Source organism: Neorhizobium huautlense (genome assembly GCF_002968575.1).
GTDB lineage: Bacteria > Pseudomonadota > Alphaproteobacteria > Rhizobiales > Rhizobiaceae > Neorhizobium > Neorhizobium huautlense.
The window spans coordinates 223,204-243,837 of record NZ_PVBM01000002.1 but is presented as its reverse complement, the minus strand read 5'-3'; the positions used below and the strand labels follow the sequence as shown (position 1 = coordinate 243,837).

Genomic DNA, 20,634 nt, shown 5'->3' with positions numbered 1-20,634 from the left:
TTCAAAGGCTGCCGGCAGGCAGACGAGAGGGTCAAGCGACAGAACGCGCCTTCCCCCTCATCCGTACCTTCGAGCCACTTTTTCCCCGAAGGGCGAAGGGAAGATCAGGTCACCGCCCCGACCTGCCACGGCACGAATTCGTTGTCGCCGTAGTCGTAGATTTCGCTGAGCGTCTTCTTTCCCGACGCAACCGCGATCACATCCTCGAAAATCCGCCTACCCGCCTCCTCGATCGTCTCGTCGCCGGTGACGATCCGGCCGCAGTTCAAGTCCATATCCTCCTTCATGTGTTCGTACATTTCGGAGTTGGTGGCAATCTTGATGCACGGCGCCGGCTTGAAGCCCGAGACCGAGCCGCGGCCGGTGGTGAAACAGATGACATTGCAGCCGCCTGCTACCTGCCCGGTGACGGCGACCGGATCGTAACCGGGCGTATCCATGAAGACGAAGCCCTGGTCCGTCACGGTCTCGGCAAACTCGTAAACCGCCTTCAGCGGCATGGAGCCACCCTTGGCGACTGCACCGAGCGATTTTTCGAGGATCGTGGTCAGTCCACCGAGCTTGTTGCCGTGGGAAGGGTTGTTGTTCAGCTCATCGCCGTTGCGGGCCGTATAGTCCCGCCACCAGTCGATACGCTGCAGCAGTTTCTTGGCCACATCAGGCGTTACGGCACGACGGGTCAGCAGATGCTCGGCACCATAGATTTCCGGCGTCTCGGAAAGCACCGTCGTGCCACCGTTGCGGACGATGAGATCGGAGGCGTAGCCGAGCGCGGGATTGGCGGAGATACCGGAATAGCCATCGGAGCCGCCGCATTCGAGCGCCAGCTTCAACTTCGACAACGGCTGCGGCGTGCGCTTTGCGGCGTTCACGCCCGGCAGCATTTCCTTGATGATGGCGATCGCGGCATCGATCGTCTTCTTGGTGCCGCCATGCTGCTGGATCGTCATGGTGCGGAGGCGGTCGCCCTCTTCCATCCGGTAATGTTCGAGGATCGGCGCGATCTGGTTCGTCTCACAACCGAGGCCGATCATCAGGATGCCGCCAAAATTCGGATGCTTGGCATAACCCTGGATGGTGCGGATGAGCAGCCGATAGCCTTCCGACTTGGTGTTGAGTGCGCAGCCGCCGCCATGGGTGAGCGCCACGACCCCATCGACATTCGGAAAGCCGTCCAGGCCTCCCATGCGATTGAAGTAGTCGGCGATGTAACGCGACACGGTGGCGGAACAGTTCACGGACGAGATGATGCCGATGAAGTTTCGCGTTCCCGCTCCGCCGAAGCCGCGGTCATAACCAAGGAACGTACGCCGCTCCGCTTCCGGCAGCATTCCTTTTTCCTCGATATCGACGCTGAACTGATATTCGTGTTCCGACGGGAGCATGGCGAGGTTATGCAGATGGACATGGCTGCCAGGCGCAATATCCTGCGTGGCGACCCCGATCACCTGCCCGTATTTCTTCACCTCCTGGCCGGCTGGGATGGCCTTGATCGCCACCTTGTGGCCGCGACCGATCAGTTCGCGTGCGACCAGATCCCCATAGCCCGTAGCCCCCCCGGCGGGCATGGGCTTCCGCGCCACACCGACATCGTCGACCGGGTTCAGGATGATGATTGGCGAAACCGCCTCGTTCATGTCTTGCTCCTCCCAAGGCGCTGCTTCAGCGGGCCTCGTTATTCATCCACCGCTGTTTCGATTCCTCCAGATGCGCATGCATCATGGCCTGGGCGAGCAGCGGATTGCGCGCTTCCAGGGCGGCGTAAATTGCTTCATGTTCGGCAAGCGCCGAACTCCAGGTTTCAGGCGTCTCGTAGCGCACCCGAATTTGAGCCGAAAGCGGACTGTGCCGCTCGTCGAAGAGATCGCCGACAATGTGGGCGAGCACCGAATTTCCCGACTGATTGGCAATCGTCAGATGAAACAAACGATCAAGGTCGAGCGGTTTTCGTCCCTCGGCAATTTCCGCCTGCATCTGGTCCAGCGTCTGGCGCAGCGACTTCAGCCCTTCCACGGTGATCTTCGAGGCAGCTAGCACGATGACCGCCCCTTCCACGGCGGCGCGGGCCTGCATCAGCTCCAGCGGGCTTTCGCCCATGGAGCCCGCCTGCCACTGCCGCCGATCCGGCTCAGCCGTGACATAAATGCCTGATCCCATGCGGATTTCGACGCTTCCGTCGATTTCAAGCGCAATCAGGGCTTCACGTAAGGAGGGCCTGGACACCCCGAGCTGCTGCGCGAGATCACGTTCGGCAGGAAGTCTCGTGCCGATCGGAAAATGCCCGCCCTGAATGAGCGATCGGATCTGATCAGCAATTTGCTGATACAGCCGACGCGGCTCCGCTGCCTTGATGAATCCGTTCATGGTTTGGCGATCCTAAGAATGCGGCCTTACCATAACTGCCGAAACCGCGGAGAGCAAGGAGCAAATCAGATCATTGAAATTTCAGGATTTTTCTAGATGTTCCACTGTACTCGCCTGCAGGAACAGCCCTCTTTCGTATTAAGAGGTAAAAATTGGCTTGACCAGTTTTAGATGCGGGTTTACGCATTAAAGAAGTCCTCGGGAGGAGCCGAGGGGATATCGGGCTGCAATAGCCTGGGAGGGGAGTTCATGGAAAGCCGGCCGACCGAGCATCACGGAAGCGTTCCGGGCATCGCCACGACGGCGACCCGCGGCGTGCCGGCTTCCAGTACGGAATTTCTGCTGCGCCTCGACAATATCAGCAAGGAGTTTCCCGGCGTACGGGCGCTATCCAACGTACATTTCGACCTCCGCCGCGGCGAGGTGCATGCGGTCTGCGGCGAAAATGGTGCGGGCAAATCGACCCTGATGAAGATCATCAGCGGCGTCTACCAGCCAAGCGGCGGCACGATCATCTACAAGGGCGAGGAACGGCAGTTTTCGTCGACGCGCGAGTCCGAGGCGGCAGGCATCGCCATCATCCATCAGGAACTCAACCTCGTTCCGCATCTTTCGGTCGCCGAGAACATCTATCTTGCCCGTGAGCCAAGGCGAGGCTTTTTGGTCGACCGCAAAAAGCTGCGCGCCGATGCAAAGCGCTGTCTCGATCGGCTTGGCGTCGACATCAACCCGGATGCTCCGGTACGCGGCCTGTCGGTCGCCCAGTGCCAGATGGTGGAGATTGCCAAGGCGCTTTCGCTCGACGCCGAAGTGCTGATCATGGACGAACCGACCTCCTCGCTGACCGAGCAGGAGACGCGGCTTCTCTTCAAGGTGATCCGCGACCTGAAGGCATCCGGCGTCGGCATCGTCTATATTTCGCACCGGCTGGACGAGATGGCGGAGATCGTCGATCGCGTCACCGTGCTCCGCGACGGCCGCTATATAGCCACCGACGACTTCGGCGCCACCAGTATCGACGCGATCGTTTCGAAAATGGTCGGTCGGTCGCTGGAAGAGAAATTTCCCGACCGGACCTCCGTCCCGAGCGACGAGATCATCCTGAGCGCCGAAGGCCTGTCGCGCGCCGGCGTCTTCCGCAACGTCTCCTTTACCTTGCGCCGCGGCGAAATCCTCGGCTTTGCCGGCCTGATGGGCGCCGGCCGCACGGAAGTAGCGCGCGCCATTTTCGGCGCCGATCCGCTCGATGCCGGCAAGGTCACGTTGCACGGTCAGGCTCTTTCGATCACATCGCCACGCGATGCGATCGCTGCCGGCATCGCCTACCTCTCGGAAGACCGGAAAGCTCAGGGTCTCGCGATCAAGATGCCGGTCGACGTCAATATGACGCTTGCCAACATGGAGGCGGTGTCGAACCGCTTCGGGCTGATCGATTTCGGCAAGCATGCCACGGCCGCGAAGGAATACATCGATCTGCTGAACATCCGCACGCCGTCGATCAAGCAGCCGGTCCGGCTGCTCTCGGGCGGCAACCAGCAGAAGATCATCATCGGCAAATGGCTATTCCGCAAGTCGAAGGTGCTGTTCTTCGATGAGCCGACCCGCGGCATCGATGTCGGCGCGAAGCTGGCGATCTACCGCATCATGGACGAGCTTGCGGCCGAGGGCATCGGCGTCGTGCTGATCAGCTCCGAGCTGCCGGAAATATTGGGCATGACCGACCGCGTCGCCGTCTTCCACCAGGGCCGGATCACCGGCGTCCTGGAAACGAAGAAGACCGACCAGGAAGAGATCATGCGATACGCCTCCGGCTATGGCCGGCGGGATGGGGAAAGACATGGCTGAGATTACCGAAGTTTCCAAGCAGAAGAGCGTCTCGCTCAGCGACCGGCAGAAGGACATCATCCAGAAATTTGCGGCACTTGGCAGCCTTTTCGTGCTGATCGCCGTCTTTTCGTTCACGAGCAGTGCCTTCTTCACCATCGACAATGGGATGACGGTGGCGCTGCAGGTCACTTCGATCGCACTTCTCGGCATCGGCGCCACTTGCGTGATCATTACCGGCGGCATCGACTTGTCGGTCGGCTCGGTTCTGGCGCTTTCCGGTGTCGTGGCGGCGCTTGCCGTCAAGGACTACGGAACGCCGGTCTGGCTCGGCATGATGATCGGCATTCTGACCGGCGCGATCTGCGGCTGGATCAACGGCTTCGTGGTCACGCGCCTGCGACTGCCGCCCTTCATCGCGACGCTCGGCATGATGCTGATCGCTCGCGGCGTTGCACTGCAGATCACCGGCGCAAGGGCAGTTTCCGGTCTCGGCGAATCCTTCGGCGAGCTCGGCAATGGTTCTTTCCTCCGGGTCGTGAATATCGGCGAGGACGGGTTTCCGACCGTCGTTTTCCCGGGCATCCCCTATCCCGTCATCCTCATGGTGGTGATCGCGGTCGCCGTCTCCTTCATGCTGAACCGCTCGGTGCTCGGCCGGCATATCTATGCCGTCGGATCAAACCCCGATGCCGCCCGTCTTTCCGGCGTCAATGTCAGCCGCATCGTCAGCTTCACCTATGTGCTGTCCGGCACGCTTGCAGGCCTCACCGGCTGCGTGCTGATGTCGCGGCTCGTGACCGCCCAGCCGAACGAGGGGGTGATGTACGAGCTCGACGCCATCGCCAGCGCCGTGATCGGCGGCACCTCATTGATCGGTGGCGTCGGCACGATTTCCGGCACCGCCATCGGCGCCTTCGTTATCGGTATCCTTCGCAACGGACTGAATATGAACGGCGTCTCGGCCTTCACCCAACAGATCATCATCGGCCTCGTCATTCTGGTCACCGTCTGGATCGACCAGCTGCGCAACCGCCGCTGAGGAGGGGGCACGCGGTCCTTTAACCGCGACACTGCCAAGAGAGCGAGGAGCTCTCCTGAAACCGGCCGGTCAGGCCAATCTCAAGAGGAGGAATACAATGAAAAAGCTTGCTGCAGCACTGCTGACATCCGCAATCGCCCTTACGACGGCCTCGATGGCTCAGGCAGGCGAAATCGCGGTCATCGTGAAAACCGTCAATTCCACCTTCTGGCAGAACGTCCAGAAGGGCGCCGATGCAGCCATGAAGGCCGGCGGAGGCAGCAATACCATGACCTTCCAGGGTCCTGCGGCGGAATCGGCGATCGCCGACCAGGTCAATATGGTCGAGAATGCCGTCAACCGTAAGGTTTCCGGCATCGTGCTGGCGCCTTCCGATCCGGACGCGCTGGTTCCGGCCGTAAAGAAGGCATGGGAAGCCCGCATCCCCGTCGTGATCATCGACTCCATGCTCTCCAAGGGCTCGGAGCAATATTACCAGTCGTTCCTGGCGACCGACAACAAGAAGGCCGGCGAACTGGCCGCCAAGGCGCTGATCGACAAGGTCGGCAAGGAAGGCAAGATCGCCGTGATGTCCTATGTCGCGGGCGCCGGTTCGGAAATCGGCCGTGTCGGCGGCTTCACCGATTACATCAAGGCGAACTCCAAGCTCCAGATCGTCGGACCGTTCTACTCGCAGTCGCAGATGGCGACGGCACTCAACCAGACCACCGACGTTCTGGCTGCGAATTCCGATCTCAAGGGCATCTTCGGCGCCAACGAGCCGACGGCAATCGGCATGGGCCGCGCCCTGAAACAATCCGGCAAGGCCGGCAAGGTGGTCGCGATCGGCTTCGACGGAAACCAGGACCTGCAGGAATTCGTGAAAGACGGCACGCTTGCCGGGATCGCTGTCCAGGGCTCGTTCCAGATGGGCGAACTCGGCGTCCAGACCGTGCTCAAGGCCATGAACAAGGAAAAGGTCGAAAAGTTCGTCGATACCGGCGTTGTCGTCGTCACCAAGGACAACATCGAAAAGCCGGAAGCCAAGAACGTCCTTTACTGATCCTCCCCCGCCTGGGCACGCGTCGCAAATGGCGCGTGCCCCCTTTATTCAGCCGATTGCTCAAGGTCATACTGATGAACGTCGCCGACAAGAGAACCCTGCCCCGCCGCCCGGTCGAAATCACCCTCATGGGTCTTGGCTGCGCCCAGATGGGCAATCTCTATCGCAAAACGTCCTATGAGGAATCGGCAGGCGCCTTCAAGGCAGCCTGGGATGCCGGCATCCGCTACTACGACACTGCTCCCTTCTACGGTTTCACCCGCTCCGAACGCCGGCTAGGCACGATGCTGACCGACCTGCCGCGCAGCGACTACGTCCTCAGCACCAAGGTCGGGCGCGTCATGACGCCGGACGACACCGTCGGCCCGGAAGAAGATGGCTATATCGAGCCTCTGCCCTTCCGCCCAGTTTACGATTACACCTATGACGGCATCCTGCGCTCGTTCGAAGCAAGTCAACAGCGTCTCGGCATCCTGAAGCCGGACATCCTCTACGTCCACGATATCGGCAGCGTGACGCATGGGGACAAGCACCAGCACTATTGGCAGCAACTGACCGAAGGCGGCGGGTTTCGCGCCCTCGGCAAGCTGCGCGATGAAGGCCTGACCAAGGCCGTTGGCCTCGGCGTCAACGAATGGGAGATCATCCGCGACGCCATGCAGGTCTTCGACATCGACGTTGCCATGCTTGCCGGCCGCTACACGCTTCTGGAGCAGGAGAGTCTCGCCTTGATGGACGATTGCACCAAGCGGGGCGTGGGCATTGTCGTCGCCGGCCCCTTCAATTCCGGCCTGCTCGCCGGCAACAAGAAGTTCAACTATACCGAGGCGCCTGCCGATATTCTTGCCCGCGTCGACGAACTGCAGGCAGCCTGCAGCCAGGAAGGAGTTTCCCTTCAGGCGGCCGCGCTGCAGTTTCCCCTTGCCCATCCCGCGGTGATCACGGTCGTTTCCGGCGCGCGCACGGCAGGGCAGATCAAGTCGAATGTCGAGTGGTTTGCGGAAGAGGTTCCAATGTCCTTCTGGAGGCTCCTGAAAGAGCGCGGATTGGTTGCCGAAGGTGCACCTATCCCCCGTGAAGGCGCCTGAGTCATGCGGATCGACGCGCACCAGCATTTTTGGCGGATTGCCGACCGAGTGGGTCAATGGCCGCCGCCGGAACTCGCCGCGATCCATCGCGACTTCATGCCCGAAGACATGAAGCCTCTGCTTGATGAAGCGAAAATCCACGGCACCGTGCTGGTGCAGACGGTGGAACACGAGGCAGACACCGCCTTCATGCTTCGCCTTGCGGATAAGACGCCGTTCATCTTCGGGGTGGTCGGCTGGACTGACATGAATGCGGCGGACGCCGCGGCCAATATCGCCGATCTGGCTAAGCACCCGAAGCTCAAGGGTTTCCGCCCGATGCTGCAGGATATTGCCGACGACAGGTGGATCGACGATCCCAGACTGGATGCCGCGGTCGCGGCGATGGCCGAACGCCATTTGGTCTTCGACGCACTCGTCCTGCCGCGTCATCTGGAGCCTCTGCTTGCTTTCGCCCGCCGCCATCCGGATCTGCCGATCGTGATCGACCATGGGGCCAAGCCGCCGATCGCGGAAGGCCGCTTCATCAGTTGGTATGGCCGCATGAAGGCGCTTTCCGAAGTTCGGAATGTCCATTGCAAGCTTTCGGGACTGCTGACCGAAGCAGGCGACCAGAAGCCTCAGGCCGTTCGGCCCTACGCGGAAACGATTCTCGATCTCTTCGGTCCGCAACGGGTGATCTGGGGCAGCGATTGGCCGGTGCTGCGGTTGGCCGGAGAATATAGCAAGTGGCTGGCTCAATGCCTGGATGTCGTGCCCGCCGAACATCATGCGGCGGTTTTCGGAGGCAATGCCAACCGCGTCTATCGGCTTGGAGTGTAAGTAAATGCTGACGATAATCTGCGACGAACCCGGTCGACTCAGCGCCATCCACCGCCCAAAGCCGGTCCGCGGCGAAGGCGAAGTTCTAATAAAGCTGCAGCGCATCGGCGTCTGCGGCACGGACCTGCACATCTTCACCGGCAACCAGCCGTATCTCTCCTATCCGCGCGTGATGGGTCATGAGCTTGCGGCAACGGTGGAGGAGGCTCCGGCCGGAAGCGCCCTTTCGCCCGGCGATACGGTTTCGGTCATCCCCTATATTTCCTGCGGCCGCTGCAGCGCCTGCCTCAAGGGCAAGACGAATTGCTGCCGCAATATCGGCGTGCTCGGCGTCCATCGCGACGGCGGCATGACGGAATATCTGAGCTTGCCGGAAGAATTCGTCCTCAAGGCGGACGGTCTTTCGCTGGACCAGGCTGCGATGGCGGAGTTCCTGGCGATCGGCGCCCATGCGGTAACCCGGGCTCGTGTAGAGCCCCGCCAAAAAGTGCTCGTGGTCGGTGCCGGTCCGATCGGGTTGTCGGTGGCAATCTTCGCCAAGCTCGATGGCGGCGAAGTCACCATCATCGACGGCAGAACCGACCGGCTCGATTTCGCCAGCCAGCATCTCGGCATCTCCTCCACCGTCACCCTCGGAGCCGACGACGCGCAGCAGCTTGCGGCCGTGACAAACGGCGATTTCTTCGACGTCGTCTTTGATGCCACCGGTAATCCGAAGGCGATGGAACGCGGCTTTGGTTTCGTCGGCCACGGCGGTACCTATGTACTCGTCTCGATCGTCTCAAGCGATATCACCTTCTCCGACCCGGAATTTCACAAGCGCGAAACCTCGTTGCTCGGCAGCCGCAACGCAACGCGGGCGGATTTCGAGCGCGTGATGCAGGCCATGCGCGCAGGCGAAATTCCCGATGCCCTGATTACACACCGAATGACACTGTCTGAAGTGCCCGAGCGCTTTGCCGGACTGACCGACCCTTCGGCCGGCGTTGTCAAGGCGTTGGTGGAAGTCTGAAGGAGAAGCGCATGCAAAGAATGGGCATGGTTATCGGCGTCGAGCCGGGAATGGTCGCCGAGTACAAGCGGCTGCACGCCGCAGTCTGGCCGGAAATCCTCGATCTCATCAGCCGATGCAACATCCGTAACTACACGATCTTTCTGCGGGAGCCGGAAAACCTTTTGTTCGGCAGCTGGGAATATCACGGCACCGATTTCCAGGCCGACATGGCGAAAATGGCGGCTGACCCGAAAAATCAGGAATGGTGGTCCTTCACAATCCCTTGCCAGAGGCCGCTCGAAAGTCGCAAGGAAGGCGAATGGTGGGCGATGATGGAAGAGGTCTTCCATCATGACTGACGCCTTCCGCCAGAGAGTTGAGGACAAGACATGACGATCAGACTGGATGGAAAAACCGCCCTCGTAACCGCTGCAGGCCAGGGCATCGGTCGGGCAAGCGCAATCGCATTCGCCGAAGCGGGCGCTACCGTCTACGCCACCGACATCAACGAGCAGCTTCTCGCCGCCCTGCCGGCGCTGCCGAACCTGAAGACCGCGAAGCTCGATGTGCTCGACGATGCCGCCGTCAAAGCCTGCGTCGAAAAGATCGGCACAGTCGACGTCCTTTTCAATTGCGCCGGTGTCGTGCATGGCGGAACCGTCGTCGACATGAAGGACAGCGATCTCGAATTCGCCTTCGACCTCAACGTGAAGGCGATGATCCGCACCATCCGCGCCGTGCTGCCGGGCATGTTGGCGAAACAGGAGGGTTCGATCGTCAACATATCGTCCGTCGCCTCCAGCATCAAGGGCGTGCCGAACCGCTTCGCCTATGGCGTGACCAAGGCCGCCGTGATCGGGCTCACCAAGTCGGTTGCCGCAGACTATGTCACGCAGGGCATCCGCTGCAACGCGATCTGCCCGGGCACCGTCGAAAGCCCTTCGCTGCAGGATCGTATGAAAGCCCAAGGCGACTACGAAACCGCTCGCGCCGCCTTTATCGCCCGCCAGCCGATGGGCCGGCTCGGCACGCCGGAAGAAATTGCCGAACTCGCCCTCTATCTTGCCGGCGCCACATATACATCAGGCCAGGCTTACGCAATCGACGGCGGCTGGACCATCTGACTTCACGAAGAGAGCCTCATGACCCGTATCACCGATCTCCGCGTCTTCGACCTCCGTTTTCCCACATCGCAAAGCCTTGACGGATCCGATGCGATGAATCCGGATCCGGATTACTCGGCGGCTTATGTCATTCTCGACACCGATAGCGAAAATCTGTCCGGCCACGGACTAACCTTCACCATCGGGCGCGGCAACGACATCTGCTGCATGGCGATCAAGGCCATGCGGCATCTGGTGGTCGGGCAGGAGCTGGAAGCGTTCCGCCAGAACCCGGGGAAATTCTGGCGGCACCTAACGAGCGACAGCCAGTTGCGCTGGATCGGCCCCGACAAGGGCGCGATGCATCTCGCAACCGGCGCAGTAGTCAACGCTTTCTGGGATCTTTATGCCAAGGATGCGGACAAGCCGGTCTGGCAGCTTGTCGCGGAACTATCGGTCGAACAGATCGCCGATATTGTCGACTACCGCTACCTAACCGACGTGCTGTCGCGCGAGGACGCGCTGGCGATCCTGAAAAAGGCGGAAACGGGCAAGGCCGAACGGATCGCGACGCTGAAACGCGAGGGTTACGCCTGCTATACGACGTCCGCCGGCTGGCTCGGTTATCCCGAGGAAAAACTCCGCCGGCTCTGCAAGGAGGCGGTCGATGCCGGCTTCAATCACGTCAAGATGAAGGTCGGCCGCGATCTGGAGGATGACATCCGCCGCCTCACCATCGCCCGAGAGGTGATCGGCCCCGACCGCTACCTGATGATCGACGCCAACCAGGTCTGGGAAGTCGGCCAGGCCATCGACTGGGTGAAGAAGCTCGCCTTCGCAAGGCCCTTCTTCATCGAGGAGCCAACAAGCCCGGACGATATCGCCGGTCACCGCAAGATCCGCGAGGCGATCGGCCCGGTCAAGGTCGCGACTGGCGAGATGTGCCAGAACCGCATCATGTTCAAGCAGTTCATCGCCGAAGGCGCGATCGACATCGTGCAGATCGATTCATGCCGCATGGGCGGGCTCAACGAAGTTCTGGCCGTGCTGCTGGTCGCCGCGAAATACAATCTGCCGGTCTGGCCGCATGCCGGCGGCGTCGGGCTTTGCGAATATGTGCAGCACCTGTCGATGATCGATTATGTTGCCGTCTCCGGCACCAAGGAGGGCCGCGTGATCGAATATGTCGACCACCTGCATGAGCATTTTGTCGATCCTTGCGTCATCAAGAATGCCGCCTATATGCCGCCGCTAATGCCGGGTTTCTCGATCGAAATGAAGCCTCAATCGATCGCCGAATATACCTTCAAGGGCTGAGAGAACGGGTAAGAAAACAGGCAACGCCGGCATCAGCCGGCGTTTAGCTTTTCGAGCTCTGCATTCACCCGCGCACGCCATGCGCCATTTTCCATGAGAGCCTGCGGGAAAAGCCCAGGCAGTTCGAAAAACGGAGCCGAGGGGTCGTTGCCGGCGGACCTGGACGCGGCAGCGCACAACTCGTCGCGGCGCGGATCATCCAGATCCGGCGTACGCATCACATAGGCGATCCAGAGAGCGGTCGCAAAGGCGCAGGAGTCGGCGTCACCTTCGGCCGCAAGCGCCTCGGCTGCGCCCGCAAAAATCCGCTGCGGCAGTTTCTGGCTGCCGTCCATGGCGATCTGCCTGGTCTTGTGAGCAACCGTCGGGTTTTCGAAGCGCTGGATCAGTTCGTCCATATAGCCATCGAGGTCCATGCCGGGCACCGGATCGAGCGTCTTGCGCGCCTCATCCATATGCCGACGTGCAAGCGCCCGATACTCCGGCACGGCCATGACGTCGCGGATATATTCCAACCCTTTCAACTGCCCGAGATAGGCCATCAGCGAATGGGTGCCGTTGAGCAGCCGGAGCTTCATCTTTTCATAGGGCTCGACATCGTCAACGAAAAGTGCCCCGCCGGCTTCCCATTTCGGCCGACCAGAAATGAAGTGGTCCTCGATCACCCACTGCAGGAAAGGTTCGGTATCGAGCGCCAGCTTGTCCGCAGCGCCGAGCAGCTTTTCGGCACGTTCACGGGTTTCTTCCGTGGCCGCCGGCACAATACGGTCAACCATGCTGCAAGGGAAAGCGCCCTGCGCCGCGATCCAGTTGGCGAGCGCCGGGTCGCGGGCGCCTGCCATTTCGATTACAAGACGGCGGACGATGCGGCCGTTGGTCGGCAGGTTGTCGCAGCAGAGCACCGTGAACGGCGGCAGCCCGACGGCATGGCGGCGGGAAAGGCCCTCTACGATATAACCGACGACGCCGACGGGTGAGGCGGGATCGGCGAGGTCAGCGGCGACCGACGGATGCTTGCGGTCCAGGCCTCCGGAACCCGGATCGTAGCCATATGCCTTTTCCGTGACCGTCATGGTGACGATCTTTGTCGTCGGATGGGCCATCAGCGACAAGATTTCCTCCCGATCTTCGGTTCCGGACATCCCTCTGATCACCGAGCCCACGACGCGTGCATCGTCTCCCGCCGCGCTGCGGGCGACGACAGTGTAGAGGCCGTCCTGGGCTCTCAAGTCGTGGACGATATCGACGGAACGTAAGCTCACACCGACGATGCCCCAATCACCGAATTCCGCTTCCAACGCTGCATCCGTGCAGACCGCCTGATGCGCCCTGTGGAACGCGCCAAGCCCCAGATGAACGATGCCGGGCTTCAGCGCAGCCCGGTCATATCCGGGCTTTCCAACATCGGCAGGAAGGGGTGTGGATGCGGTGAGACGAGCCATATTTGATCAATGATGCCCGGCACTTCACGAGGCATCCTCCCATTGGAACAGCATCGAGTGATAGCGTTTGCCGGCAAGCATGGTCAACGGCATACTTCCGACATTTCGTCCTTTTCGTCTTGCCCACGAGGCGGCTTGAGAATGACGGCATGAAGCTTATCTCCATGATAGAAATTCTCGCCCGCAGGAGACCAGCATGACGGCGCCTCACCCTTCGAAGACGCATATCGGCAATCACAAGCTCCATCCCGAAACACAGATGCTGAACTATGGTTACGACCCGGAACTTTCCGAAGGCGCCGTGAAGCCACCGGTCTTCCTCACCTCCACATTCGTGTTCAAATCGGCGGAAGAAGGCCGCGACTTCTTCGACTTCGTTTCCGGTCGCAAGGAGCCGCCACCCGGGACCGGTGCGGGCCTCGTCTATTCCCGCTTCAACCATCCGAACAGCGAGATCGTGGAAGACCGGATGGCGGTCTACGAGCAGACGGACAGCTGCGCGCTGTTTTCTTCCGGCATGTCGGCGATCGCCACGACGCTGATGACCTTCGTGAGGCCTGGGGACAGCATCCTTCACTCCCAACCGCTCTACGGCGGGACCGAAACGCTGCTGGCCAAGACTTTCCTCAATCTCGGCGTTGCGGCGGTGGGTTTTGCAGATGGTGTCAACGAAAAATCCGTCATGGCCGCTGCGGAAGAGGCGATGTCGAAGGGCCGCGTTTCGGTGATCCTGATCGAGACACCGGCAAACCCGACCAATAGCCTCGTGGATGTCGCGATGATCCGTCGCGTCGCCGAGACGATCCGGGAAACCCAGGGGCATCTGCCGATCATCGCCTGCGACAACACGCTGCTCGGCCCGGTCTTCCAGCGGCCGATCGAGCATGGGGCTGATATCTCCCTTTATTCCCTGACCAAATATGTCGGCGGCCATTCGGACCTGATCGCCGGGGCCGCGCTCGGCTCCAAGGCGGTAATCAAGCAGGTGAAGGCCTTGCGCGGGGCAATCGGCACCCAGCTCGATCCGCATTCCTGCTGGATGCTCGGCCGCAGCCTCGAGACGCTGTCGATCCGCATGGAAAAGGCGAATGCCAATGCGGCGGCGGTCGCCGAGTTCCTGCGCAGCCACCCGCGGGTTGAAAAGCTCCACTACCTGCCGTTCAACGACCCGCAGTCTACGACCGGACAGGTCTTTGCCCGCCAATGCACCGGTGGCGGATCGACCTTCTCCTTCGACATCAAGGGCGGGCAGCCGGCCTCCTTCCGGTTTTTGAACGCGCTGTCGATCTTCAAGCTGGCGGTCAGCCTCGGCGGCACGGAATCGCTTGCGAGCCATCCGGCGACGATGACGCATTCCGGCGTGCCGGCGGATGTGCGCCAGCGGATCGGCGTGCTCGACTCGACCATCCGGCTGTCAATCGGCATCGAACACCCGGACGACCTGATCGCCGATTTGACGATGGCGCTCGATAAGGCGTGACGTCCGCTTCCAAAATCCCCGGAATCTGTTAGCAAAGACGGCGGGTAAAGGGGATAACTGCCGACCGGATGGCGACGGGAGCCTGCAGGGTTCCGAAGCGTGGCGGCAGCCGGCACGGGGGTTACGGCATGCGTTTTGCGACAATTCTGTCGATCGGCCTCGCCATCGCTTTGGCGGGGTGTTCTCAAGTTGCGGAAAAGGCGGAGAGTGCCGCCAACCGCTCGTTCACCAGCTATGCGCTGGGCAAGCCTTATCAGGAGGTCGCCAATCTCGGCCAATCGCCGATGGCGCGGCTTTCCGGCTCGGAGGCGCCATTCGGGCCGATGATCGGTGAGACACTACTTACCAATGGCATGACGATCTACCGCCACATGGCGCCCGGCGCCAGGACCGAGAGCGGCACGAATTTCGCCGGCCTTGTCGGCAGTTCGAGCGTCTCGCAGAACAACCGGCTTTCCTATTTCCTGGTGGGGCCGGACGGGATCGTGAGGGACTGGGCGACCGGTTCGGTGCAGGGAACCGCCAGCGACTGCGTGCAATATATCGGCGGCATCATCAACCGCTGCAGCGACATGCGGCAGCTTCAGGCCTCGCTTGCGCTCTACGACATGCGCGTTGCGACCAAGGCGGGCCAGCCGATCTCGACCTGGGGCCAGCCCGCGGCACCTGAGATGAATTGAGAGCGGTGGGAGCATCATTTCTCTCTCCCGCCATCCCGCCTGAATTCCACCGGTGTCTTCATGATGATCTCCCGGTGCGGGAAAGGTATGTCGATGCCAGATGCCTTGAAGGCATCCCAGAGCGCCAGCAGGACTTCGCCGCGGATATTGGTGAGACCGTTGGCGGGATCGGAAATCCAGAAGCGCAGGCGGAAATCGAGCGACGAGGCGCCGAAGGCGGTTAGCCAGCAGACGGGCGGTTTGTAATTGTTGGCGACGCGCGGCACGGCGGAGGCCGTTTCGATGGCAATCCGCACCACCTCGTGGGGGTCGCTGTCATAGGACGTGCCGAAATCGACATCGATGCGGACATAATCGCTGGAGAAGGACCAGTTGACCACCTGCTGCGAGATGAAATCCTCGTTGGGAATGAGATATTCCTTGCCGTCGCGGGTGATGACCGAGACGAAGCGGGAGCGGAGATCCCGGATCGATCCGAAGGTATCGCCGAGCGTGATGGTGTCGCCGGGTTTGATCGACTTGTCGAGCAGGATGATGATCCCCGAAATGAAGTTCGACACGACTTTCTGGAGCCCGAAACCGACGCCGACGCCGACGGCGCCGGAAAAGACGGTGAGCGCGGTCAGATCAATCCCGGTGGCCGACAGCGCAACGGCGCCGGCAACGATGATGAGGCTGATCTTGATCAGCTTGGTGATCAGCACTTTGAAGGACGGCGACAGGTCGCTGGAGCGCTGCACCCAATGGCCGAGCACGTTTCCGAAGAGCACGGCGAGCCAGACGAGGGCAACCGCCAGCACGATCGCCTTGACGATGACGAGCAGCGAGAGCCGCATGGCGCCAAGCGTGATCGCCGCGCCGTCCATGGCCGAGATCAGCGGCCCGTCGAGGCCGATCGCGTAAACCGCGACATAGGCCCAGCTGACGACCGCCACCAGCCGCGACAGGGTCGGGTTGCGGATGATCTTGGTAAGCACGGCGACGGCGAACCAGGCGGCAACCAGGGTGAGAACAGTGGCAAGCAGCCAGCGCTGCGACGGCCATGTCCTCGGCGCCAACGCCGCATGGGCAATCCACAGCCACAGGACGAGGTAAAGCCATCGAAGCCGCCGCATGAACGCGATGATGACCCTGAGAAGATCCGGATTTCCCTTGATGCGGCGGGCGCGAGCTTCAAAGACCGGTTCGGTGCGCGACGCGAGGAAGGACGACAGGACGAAACCGACCGCGATGATCCCAAGCTGATAAAGCGTCCATTCGCTCAGAACGAAGGTCCTGAGCCAGGCTTCCAGCTCCTCGATCATGGGCATGAGATCCACGGCGGCGCGCCCCTTTTCGGCTTGTTCCTTCAACCCGTGAAAATGCCATTTGGTTCAATAGGGAGGGCGAAGCAAGCCGCCAAAGCCGGTCTGCCGCGGGCAGCGGCTCAGGCGGTCATGGGTATCGGTCCTCCGTTTCCTTGCGGCCGTCATATTTCGGCTCGTCTTTCTCCTCCGTTCCTGCGAGCTGCCTCATGCCCGCCAGCACCTCCTGCTGGCGTGCCCCACGAGGGCCGACACAGGGTGGGAAGCTCTCGTGATAACCCGGCTCGGCGCGATATTGCGCCTCCGTGAGAAAGCCCTTGCAGGCCTTGGCGCGGCGGCAGGATGAGAGGTCACAGGTCTTCCAGAAGCCGAGATAGGTCGTGACATATTGGCTGAACTTCTGAAGTTCACGGGATTTCTGGCGCCTGGAGAGCCGGTTGAATTCGCCATAGGTCATCCAGGGCAGCTTCAGTTGCCGATCCTCTTCCTCCATCAGGCGCTGTCTTTCTTCTTCGGTTCTCGGCATTGCCTGCTTCTCCTTTGGATGCGCCTCCGCGTTCACGCGGCCGGTTCGGTCCGTGGCTTGATGGTCGATGGAGAGCCCACACGAATGCGGAACCTCATTGAGTACGTATTGTGTGGCTCCGCATTCGCGTGGCCTTCGGCGTTCTCTCGGGGTGTCCAGCCCCTACAGGTGATCATCTCGCCTCGCTGCGTGGCCTTATTCGCGGTCTCCTTTCGGGAAACCCTGCCACTTGCACGGCTCAACCGAACCGGACATGGCTGCCCGGGGGAGGCTTGATAGGAGGAAGCCCGGTTACCCATTCCGCCTCCATGGCTTTCACCTCCCTCACCTTTTCCGCACGTTACGGATCCAGTGAGGGCGCCGGCTCCCGCCTGCCCGCGAACGTCTCGCGAAACACTCCGGCGACGGAAGCGGGATAATTGTAGGCATGGGTTCGGAGGGCGGGGAAAATCCGCAGCGGTTTTTTGTGTCGGTTTCTGTCAAGGCTTTGATTTGCCTCGCCACACCCCCCTCTGTCCTGCCGGACATCTCCCCCACAAGGGGGGAGATCGGCTGGAGGCTCGCTCCTCGTTCCCTCTCTGACGGTCCACTCTCCGCCACCCTGCTTTGGGCGCGTCGGTCATGCCACTTGTGATCTCCCCCCTTGTGGGGGAGATGCCCGGCAGGGCAGAGGGGGGTGCTGCCACCCGTCCCATTGAAATGTGGAATCATCCGCCGGCGCGACAGAAGATCGCCCTCAATCGCTGCCGCTGCGCACCTCTTCCACCGCGAGCGAACCTTCGGGCAACGGCCGCAGGAGTTCGTTTTCCGGCTTGGTCAGATGCAGCCAGTGGGGCCAGTCCTCGGGTCTGAGCACCACCACCTGGCGGTTGTGGATCGGTGCGACATCCGGACCCGGCGCGGTGGTCAGCATGGTGAAGGCGGGCGGCTGGTTTCCCTGCCCTTCCCGCCAGAGGCCGGCAATGCAGAGAAAGGGCGCATCGTTCAGCGTGAAACGATGTTTCGCCTTCGGATATTTCGTGCCGGTGAATTCGAAGAAGGCCGAGGCCGGGATGAGGCAGCGGCGGCTTGCCGCAAAGCTGCGGCCCTCGGAACGGAAATTGAAGACCGGCCCGGCCTTTTTTCCCGCCGGCGGCGGGAAACCGAAGGTCATCGGGAAAAGCTCGACCGCCTCGTCCTCTGCCACCCGCATCACCGGACCGGTATCGCCAATGCGGATGTCATCGGCTTGAGGCAGCGCGAGTTCGGTCTCGTGCGGCGGCACGGGGAGGTCGATCGCCTCCAGGGCCTTGCGGTATTCTGCGTACGTGACGCGCTGTTCGTAATCGTTGCACATGAGGAGGAAGGTAGGGCGAAGAAGGGTGGTGGGGAGGTGCAGTTTCACGTCATGTGGCCTGTCGCCTTAACTGCAGGAGGGTGCTTACTCACCTGTTTTCCCACGATTTCCTCAGCAACTTTTTGCTGATCCACTTCCCCAGAAACATCAGGTATGCATCGAAATACCTCAACTCTCACTAGATGACATGATTCGGATGAATTCGCTAGAAATCACGGCTTCACTCACCAGAAAGGTGTGGCGTCAGCTAGCAACAAGTCAGGTCCCGATAGTAGGTGTGAAAGAAATGTCTGAGATTCCCAACTGGGTCTCTCAAATTAATAAAGATATTCATAACCATTCGTATCTGCCTAATATCGTTCACGGCTACTTAGGTGTTGAGAAACATCTAGGCGTAACGCGATTTATTCCTGTCCTTACCAAAGAGGATCTTGCTGTTTTCTATCAGTTGTGCGGGGAGATCGGTGACGCGGTGATCGAGAACCTGCCTGGTGTATATGGAGGTTGGCGCTCAATCCCGACGCCCGCAAATCTACCTCAGCTGATAGCAAATAGGAGAATCGAGAGTATCGCCACCTTGTACCAGCAGAACTACTACTCCTCTACTTTTTCCAACGCGGCGTGGTTTCAAGAATTTAGAAGTTTCAATGAGTTGATAACGTCCCTTGTGAAGAACCGGTCATATGGGCGCTATGTAATCAAGACGGATATAGCAAATTTCTACGATTCGATAGATGTTGGCCGCCTTTCAGCTAAACTTCGGCAAGACGCTCCTACTCTATCGAGGCATGTAGAAATTCTCGATCTGTTTTTGAGTTATTGGAATCGGCGCACTGCAGGGTATCAACGTTCTACTAAGGGAATTCCACAAGAAATAATTTCAGATGGCTCTCGCAACCTTTCACACTACTACCTTTTGGATTTTGACAAGAAAATTATCGGATATTGCACATCAAAAAACCTTAAATACATTAGGTGGGCCGACGATATACTAATATTCGGAAATTCTGTCTCGAAACTGGAAGCCGCAGTGCATAATGCGTCGAAGTTTCTTCTTGCGGATGGCCTAAACTTGAGTGCGCAGAAAACCGCGCTCTTCTCAACGCAAGATTATGGACGATATCGCGGGCTAACCATCCTGCAAGCGGTCGAACGCAAGGATCAGACCGCTTTCCAGAAGGAAATAAGAGCCATGCAGAAGTGGTCCGAGAATAACTCTGTCAAACGCGATACCATCTTTCGGGCTGCTATCGGCTTCACCGCAGAACTTGGAACGCGGGCGACCTCGTTCGAACGCAACTTTCTACAAGAGACCGTCTTAGATCATCCGGAATTGATTGGAGGACTGAACACCAAGCAAATGCTTCGACTCATCTCGTCGTCTGACAAGCCTCTCACCATGTTCAATCGTATAGCGAACCTCGCAAAGCGAACAGAGATAACCGCTCCAAAAGCGAACCTTCTCATGCTAATACGGGATGCTGCACCGGTTCTCACGAAAATAGGCATCAGCCGACGCTCTTTGGAGAAAACCATCGTCGAGATATCAGCCGGCGGCGAAAGTGATATTATCACAAGCTTCTGTGCACCTGCAGCAATGGCTAAAATCTAGCCGGCGGCAAAACACTCTAGGTATGGCATCACAACCCAAATAAGTGCGACAAGCACCAAGCAAAATATGGTAAAAAAGACGGTAGAGTACTTGGAAAGCCAATACATGAAGGGCCCGTTGAACCAGCTCACCGCCTTGGCTTTCTCAGGAATTTCCTCCCGGTACTGATACAACGTCATCAAATAATCAATAGGGTCGTGATTATCTTCGTATTGAGAGACTATCTCCTCGTATCTAGCAGCAGCAGCATCCACCTGCAAAACCTCGAATTGCAGTTGCCTATAGATTTGACTGATATCCCTTCCGCAACGATGAGCGTCGCTTGCTTTCTTAGCAAGCACGGAAACGGGCTGCTCTAATGATAGTAGTAGCGATACAACGGATACGCCCGCGATGAAGACCCCGATGAGGCGTGAGACATCCGCACTGACGCTTCCAGCATAAGCTAGCAGATAGACACTCACTATTATCGAGAGAACCGAGAGAAGATTAGTGACTGTCGATTTAACCGATGCTTTTGCTTGAAGCCGTTTCGCGTAGTTAAATCTGTTGCTCTTAGTAATTTTCATTTTCTGCAAGAGCTTCTTGCTCTCGCTCTTCGGCATATTATCTTCCGCAGATGTTTCGCTCATCGTCCCAATTGCGCTCGGTTTTCGCT

At 59.8% G+C, this 20,634-nt stretch carries 19 protein-coding genes; 12 read left to right on the top strand and 7 right to left on the bottom strand.

Annotated elements, in window-relative coordinates; all coding sequences use genetic code 11:
• Positions 1-104: 104 nt before the first annotated feature.
• Positions 105-1,637 (bottom strand): UxaA family hydrolase, encoded by a 1,533-nt coding sequence (locus C5L12_RS03305; RefSeq protein WP_105370583.1) that lies wholly within the window; start codon positions 1,635-1,637, stop codon positions 105-107.
• 25 nt (positions 1,638-1,662) lie between these two features.
• Positions 1,663-2,364, bottom strand: coding sequence for a FadR/GntR family transcriptional regulator (locus tag C5L12_RS03300; RefSeq protein ID WP_105370582.1), 702 nt, complete (start codon positions 2,362-2,364; stop codon positions 1,663-1,665).
• Positions 2,365-2,613: 249 nt separating this feature from the next.
• Here C5L12_RS03300 and C5L12_RS03295 point away from each other — a divergent pair, with 249 nt between their 5' ends.
• The 9 genes from C5L12_RS03295 (at position 2,614) to C5L12_RS03255 (ending at position 11,596) form a co-directional block, all read left to right on the top strand.
• Positions 2,614-4,209, top strand: coding sequence for a sugar ABC transporter ATP-binding protein (locus C5L12_RS03295; protein WP_105370581.1), 1,596 nt, complete (start codon positions 2,614-2,616; stop codon positions 4,207-4,209).
• A complete protein-coding gene (locus C5L12_RS03290; RefSeq protein WP_105370728.1) occupies positions 4,202-5,230 on the top strand; it encodes an ABC transporter permease in 1,029 nt (342 codons plus the stop codon). The genes C5L12_RS03295 and C5L12_RS03290 overlap by 8 nt, the downstream gene beginning before the upstream one ends.
• Positions 5,231-5,327: 97 nt before the next feature.
• Complete coding sequence (locus tag C5L12_RS03285) at positions 5,328-6,272, top strand: ABC transporter substrate-binding protein (RefSeq protein ID WP_105370580.1); 945 nt, start codon at positions 5,328-5,330, stop codon at positions 6,270-6,272.
• Positions 6,273-6,346: 74 nt separating this feature from the next.
• On the top strand, positions 6,347-7,360 hold the full coding sequence (locus C5L12_RS03280; RefSeq protein ID WP_105370727.1) for an aldo/keto reductase: 1,014 nt from the start codon (positions 6,347-6,349) through the stop codon (positions 7,358-7,360).
• A 3-nt stretch (positions 7,361-7,363) separates the two neighbouring features.
• Entirely contained in the window at positions 7,364-8,182 is an 819-nt protein-coding gene (locus C5L12_RS03275) for an amidohydrolase family protein (protein ID WP_105370579.1), read from the top strand.
• 4 nt (positions 8,183-8,186) lie between these two features.
• The gene (locus C5L12_RS03270; RefSeq protein WP_105370578.1) at positions 8,187-9,194 is read left to right on the top strand and encodes a zinc-binding alcohol dehydrogenase family protein; all 1,008 of its coding nucleotides are present in this window, start codon (positions 8,187-8,189) and stop codon (positions 9,192-9,194) included.
• 11 nt (positions 9,195-9,205) lie between these two features.
• Complete coding sequence (locus C5L12_RS03265) at positions 9,206-9,535, top strand: L-rhamnose mutarotase (protein ID WP_105370577.1); 330 nt, start codon at positions 9,206-9,208, stop codon at positions 9,533-9,535.
• A gap of 30 nt (positions 9,536-9,565) precedes the next feature.
• Positions 9,566-10,300 (top strand): SDR family oxidoreductase, encoded by a 735-nt coding sequence (locus C5L12_RS03260; protein WP_105370576.1) that lies wholly within the window; start codon positions 9,566-9,568, stop codon positions 10,298-10,300.
• Positions 10,301-10,318: 18 nt separating this feature from the next.
• Positions 10,319-11,596, top strand: a complete 1,278-nt coding sequence (locus C5L12_RS03255; protein ID WP_105370575.1) for an L-fuconate dehydratase — start codon at positions 10,319-10,321, stop codon at positions 11,594-11,596.
• Positions 11,597-11,628: 32 nt separating this feature from the next.
• Here the strand turns inward: C5L12_RS03255 and C5L12_RS03250 are convergent, their stop codons facing one another.
• Entirely contained in the window at positions 11,629-13,038 is a 1,410-nt protein-coding gene (locus C5L12_RS03250; RefSeq protein ID WP_105370574.1) for a mannitol dehydrogenase family protein, read from the bottom strand.
• A 196-nt stretch (positions 13,039-13,234) separates the two neighbouring features.
• On the opposite strand from C5L12_RS03250, the gene C5L12_RS03245 reads away from it, so the two are divergent.
• Complete coding sequence (locus tag C5L12_RS03245; protein ID WP_105370573.1) at positions 13,235-14,518, top strand: cystathionine gamma-synthase family protein; 1,284 nt, start codon at positions 13,235-13,237, stop codon at positions 14,516-14,518.
• Positions 14,519-14,646: 128 nt separating this feature from the next.
• Positions 14,647-15,198 carry a hypothetical protein gene (locus tag C5L12_RS03240; RefSeq protein ID WP_105370726.1) on the top strand — a complete coding sequence of 184 codons (552 nt, stop codon included), beginning with the start codon at positions 14,647-14,649 and terminating at the stop codon, positions 15,196-15,198.
• 14 nt (positions 15,199-15,212) lie between these two features.
• On the opposite strand, the gene C5L12_RS03235 is transcribed toward C5L12_RS03240, so the two are convergent.
• The 3 genes from C5L12_RS03235 to C5L12_RS03220 form a co-directional block, all read right to left on the bottom strand.
• On the bottom strand, positions 15,213-16,502 hold the full coding sequence (locus C5L12_RS03235) for a mechanosensitive ion channel family protein (protein ID WP_170109044.1): 1,290 nt from the start codon (positions 16,500-16,502) through the stop codon (positions 15,213-15,215).
• 130 nt (positions 16,503-16,632) lie between these two features.
• A complete protein-coding gene (locus C5L12_RS03230) occupies positions 16,633-17,028 on the bottom strand; it encodes a hypothetical protein (RefSeq protein ID WP_105370572.1) in 396 nt (131 codons plus the stop codon).
• A gap of 736 nt (positions 17,029-17,764) precedes the next feature.
• A complete protein-coding gene (locus tag C5L12_RS03220; protein ID WP_105370724.1) occupies positions 17,765-18,364 on the bottom strand; it encodes an SOS response-associated peptidase in 600 nt (199 codons plus the stop codon).
• 286 nt (positions 18,365-18,650) lie between these two features.
• Here C5L12_RS03220 and C5L12_RS03215 point away from each other — a divergent pair, with 286 nt between their 5' ends.
• On the top strand, positions 18,651-19,976 hold the full coding sequence (locus tag C5L12_RS03215) for an RNA-directed DNA polymerase (protein ID WP_157948979.1): 1,326 nt from the start codon (positions 18,651-18,653) through the stop codon (positions 19,974-19,976).
• Here the strand turns inward: C5L12_RS03215 and C5L12_RS03210 are convergent.
• The gene (locus C5L12_RS03210) at positions 19,973-20,581 is read right to left on the bottom strand and encodes an SLATT domain-containing protein (RefSeq protein WP_105370570.1); all 609 of its coding nucleotides are present in this window, start codon (positions 20,579-20,581) and stop codon (positions 19,973-19,975) included. The genes C5L12_RS03215 and C5L12_RS03210 overlap by 4 nt on opposite strands.
• Between the last annotated feature and the right edge of the window lie 53 nt (positions 20,582-20,634).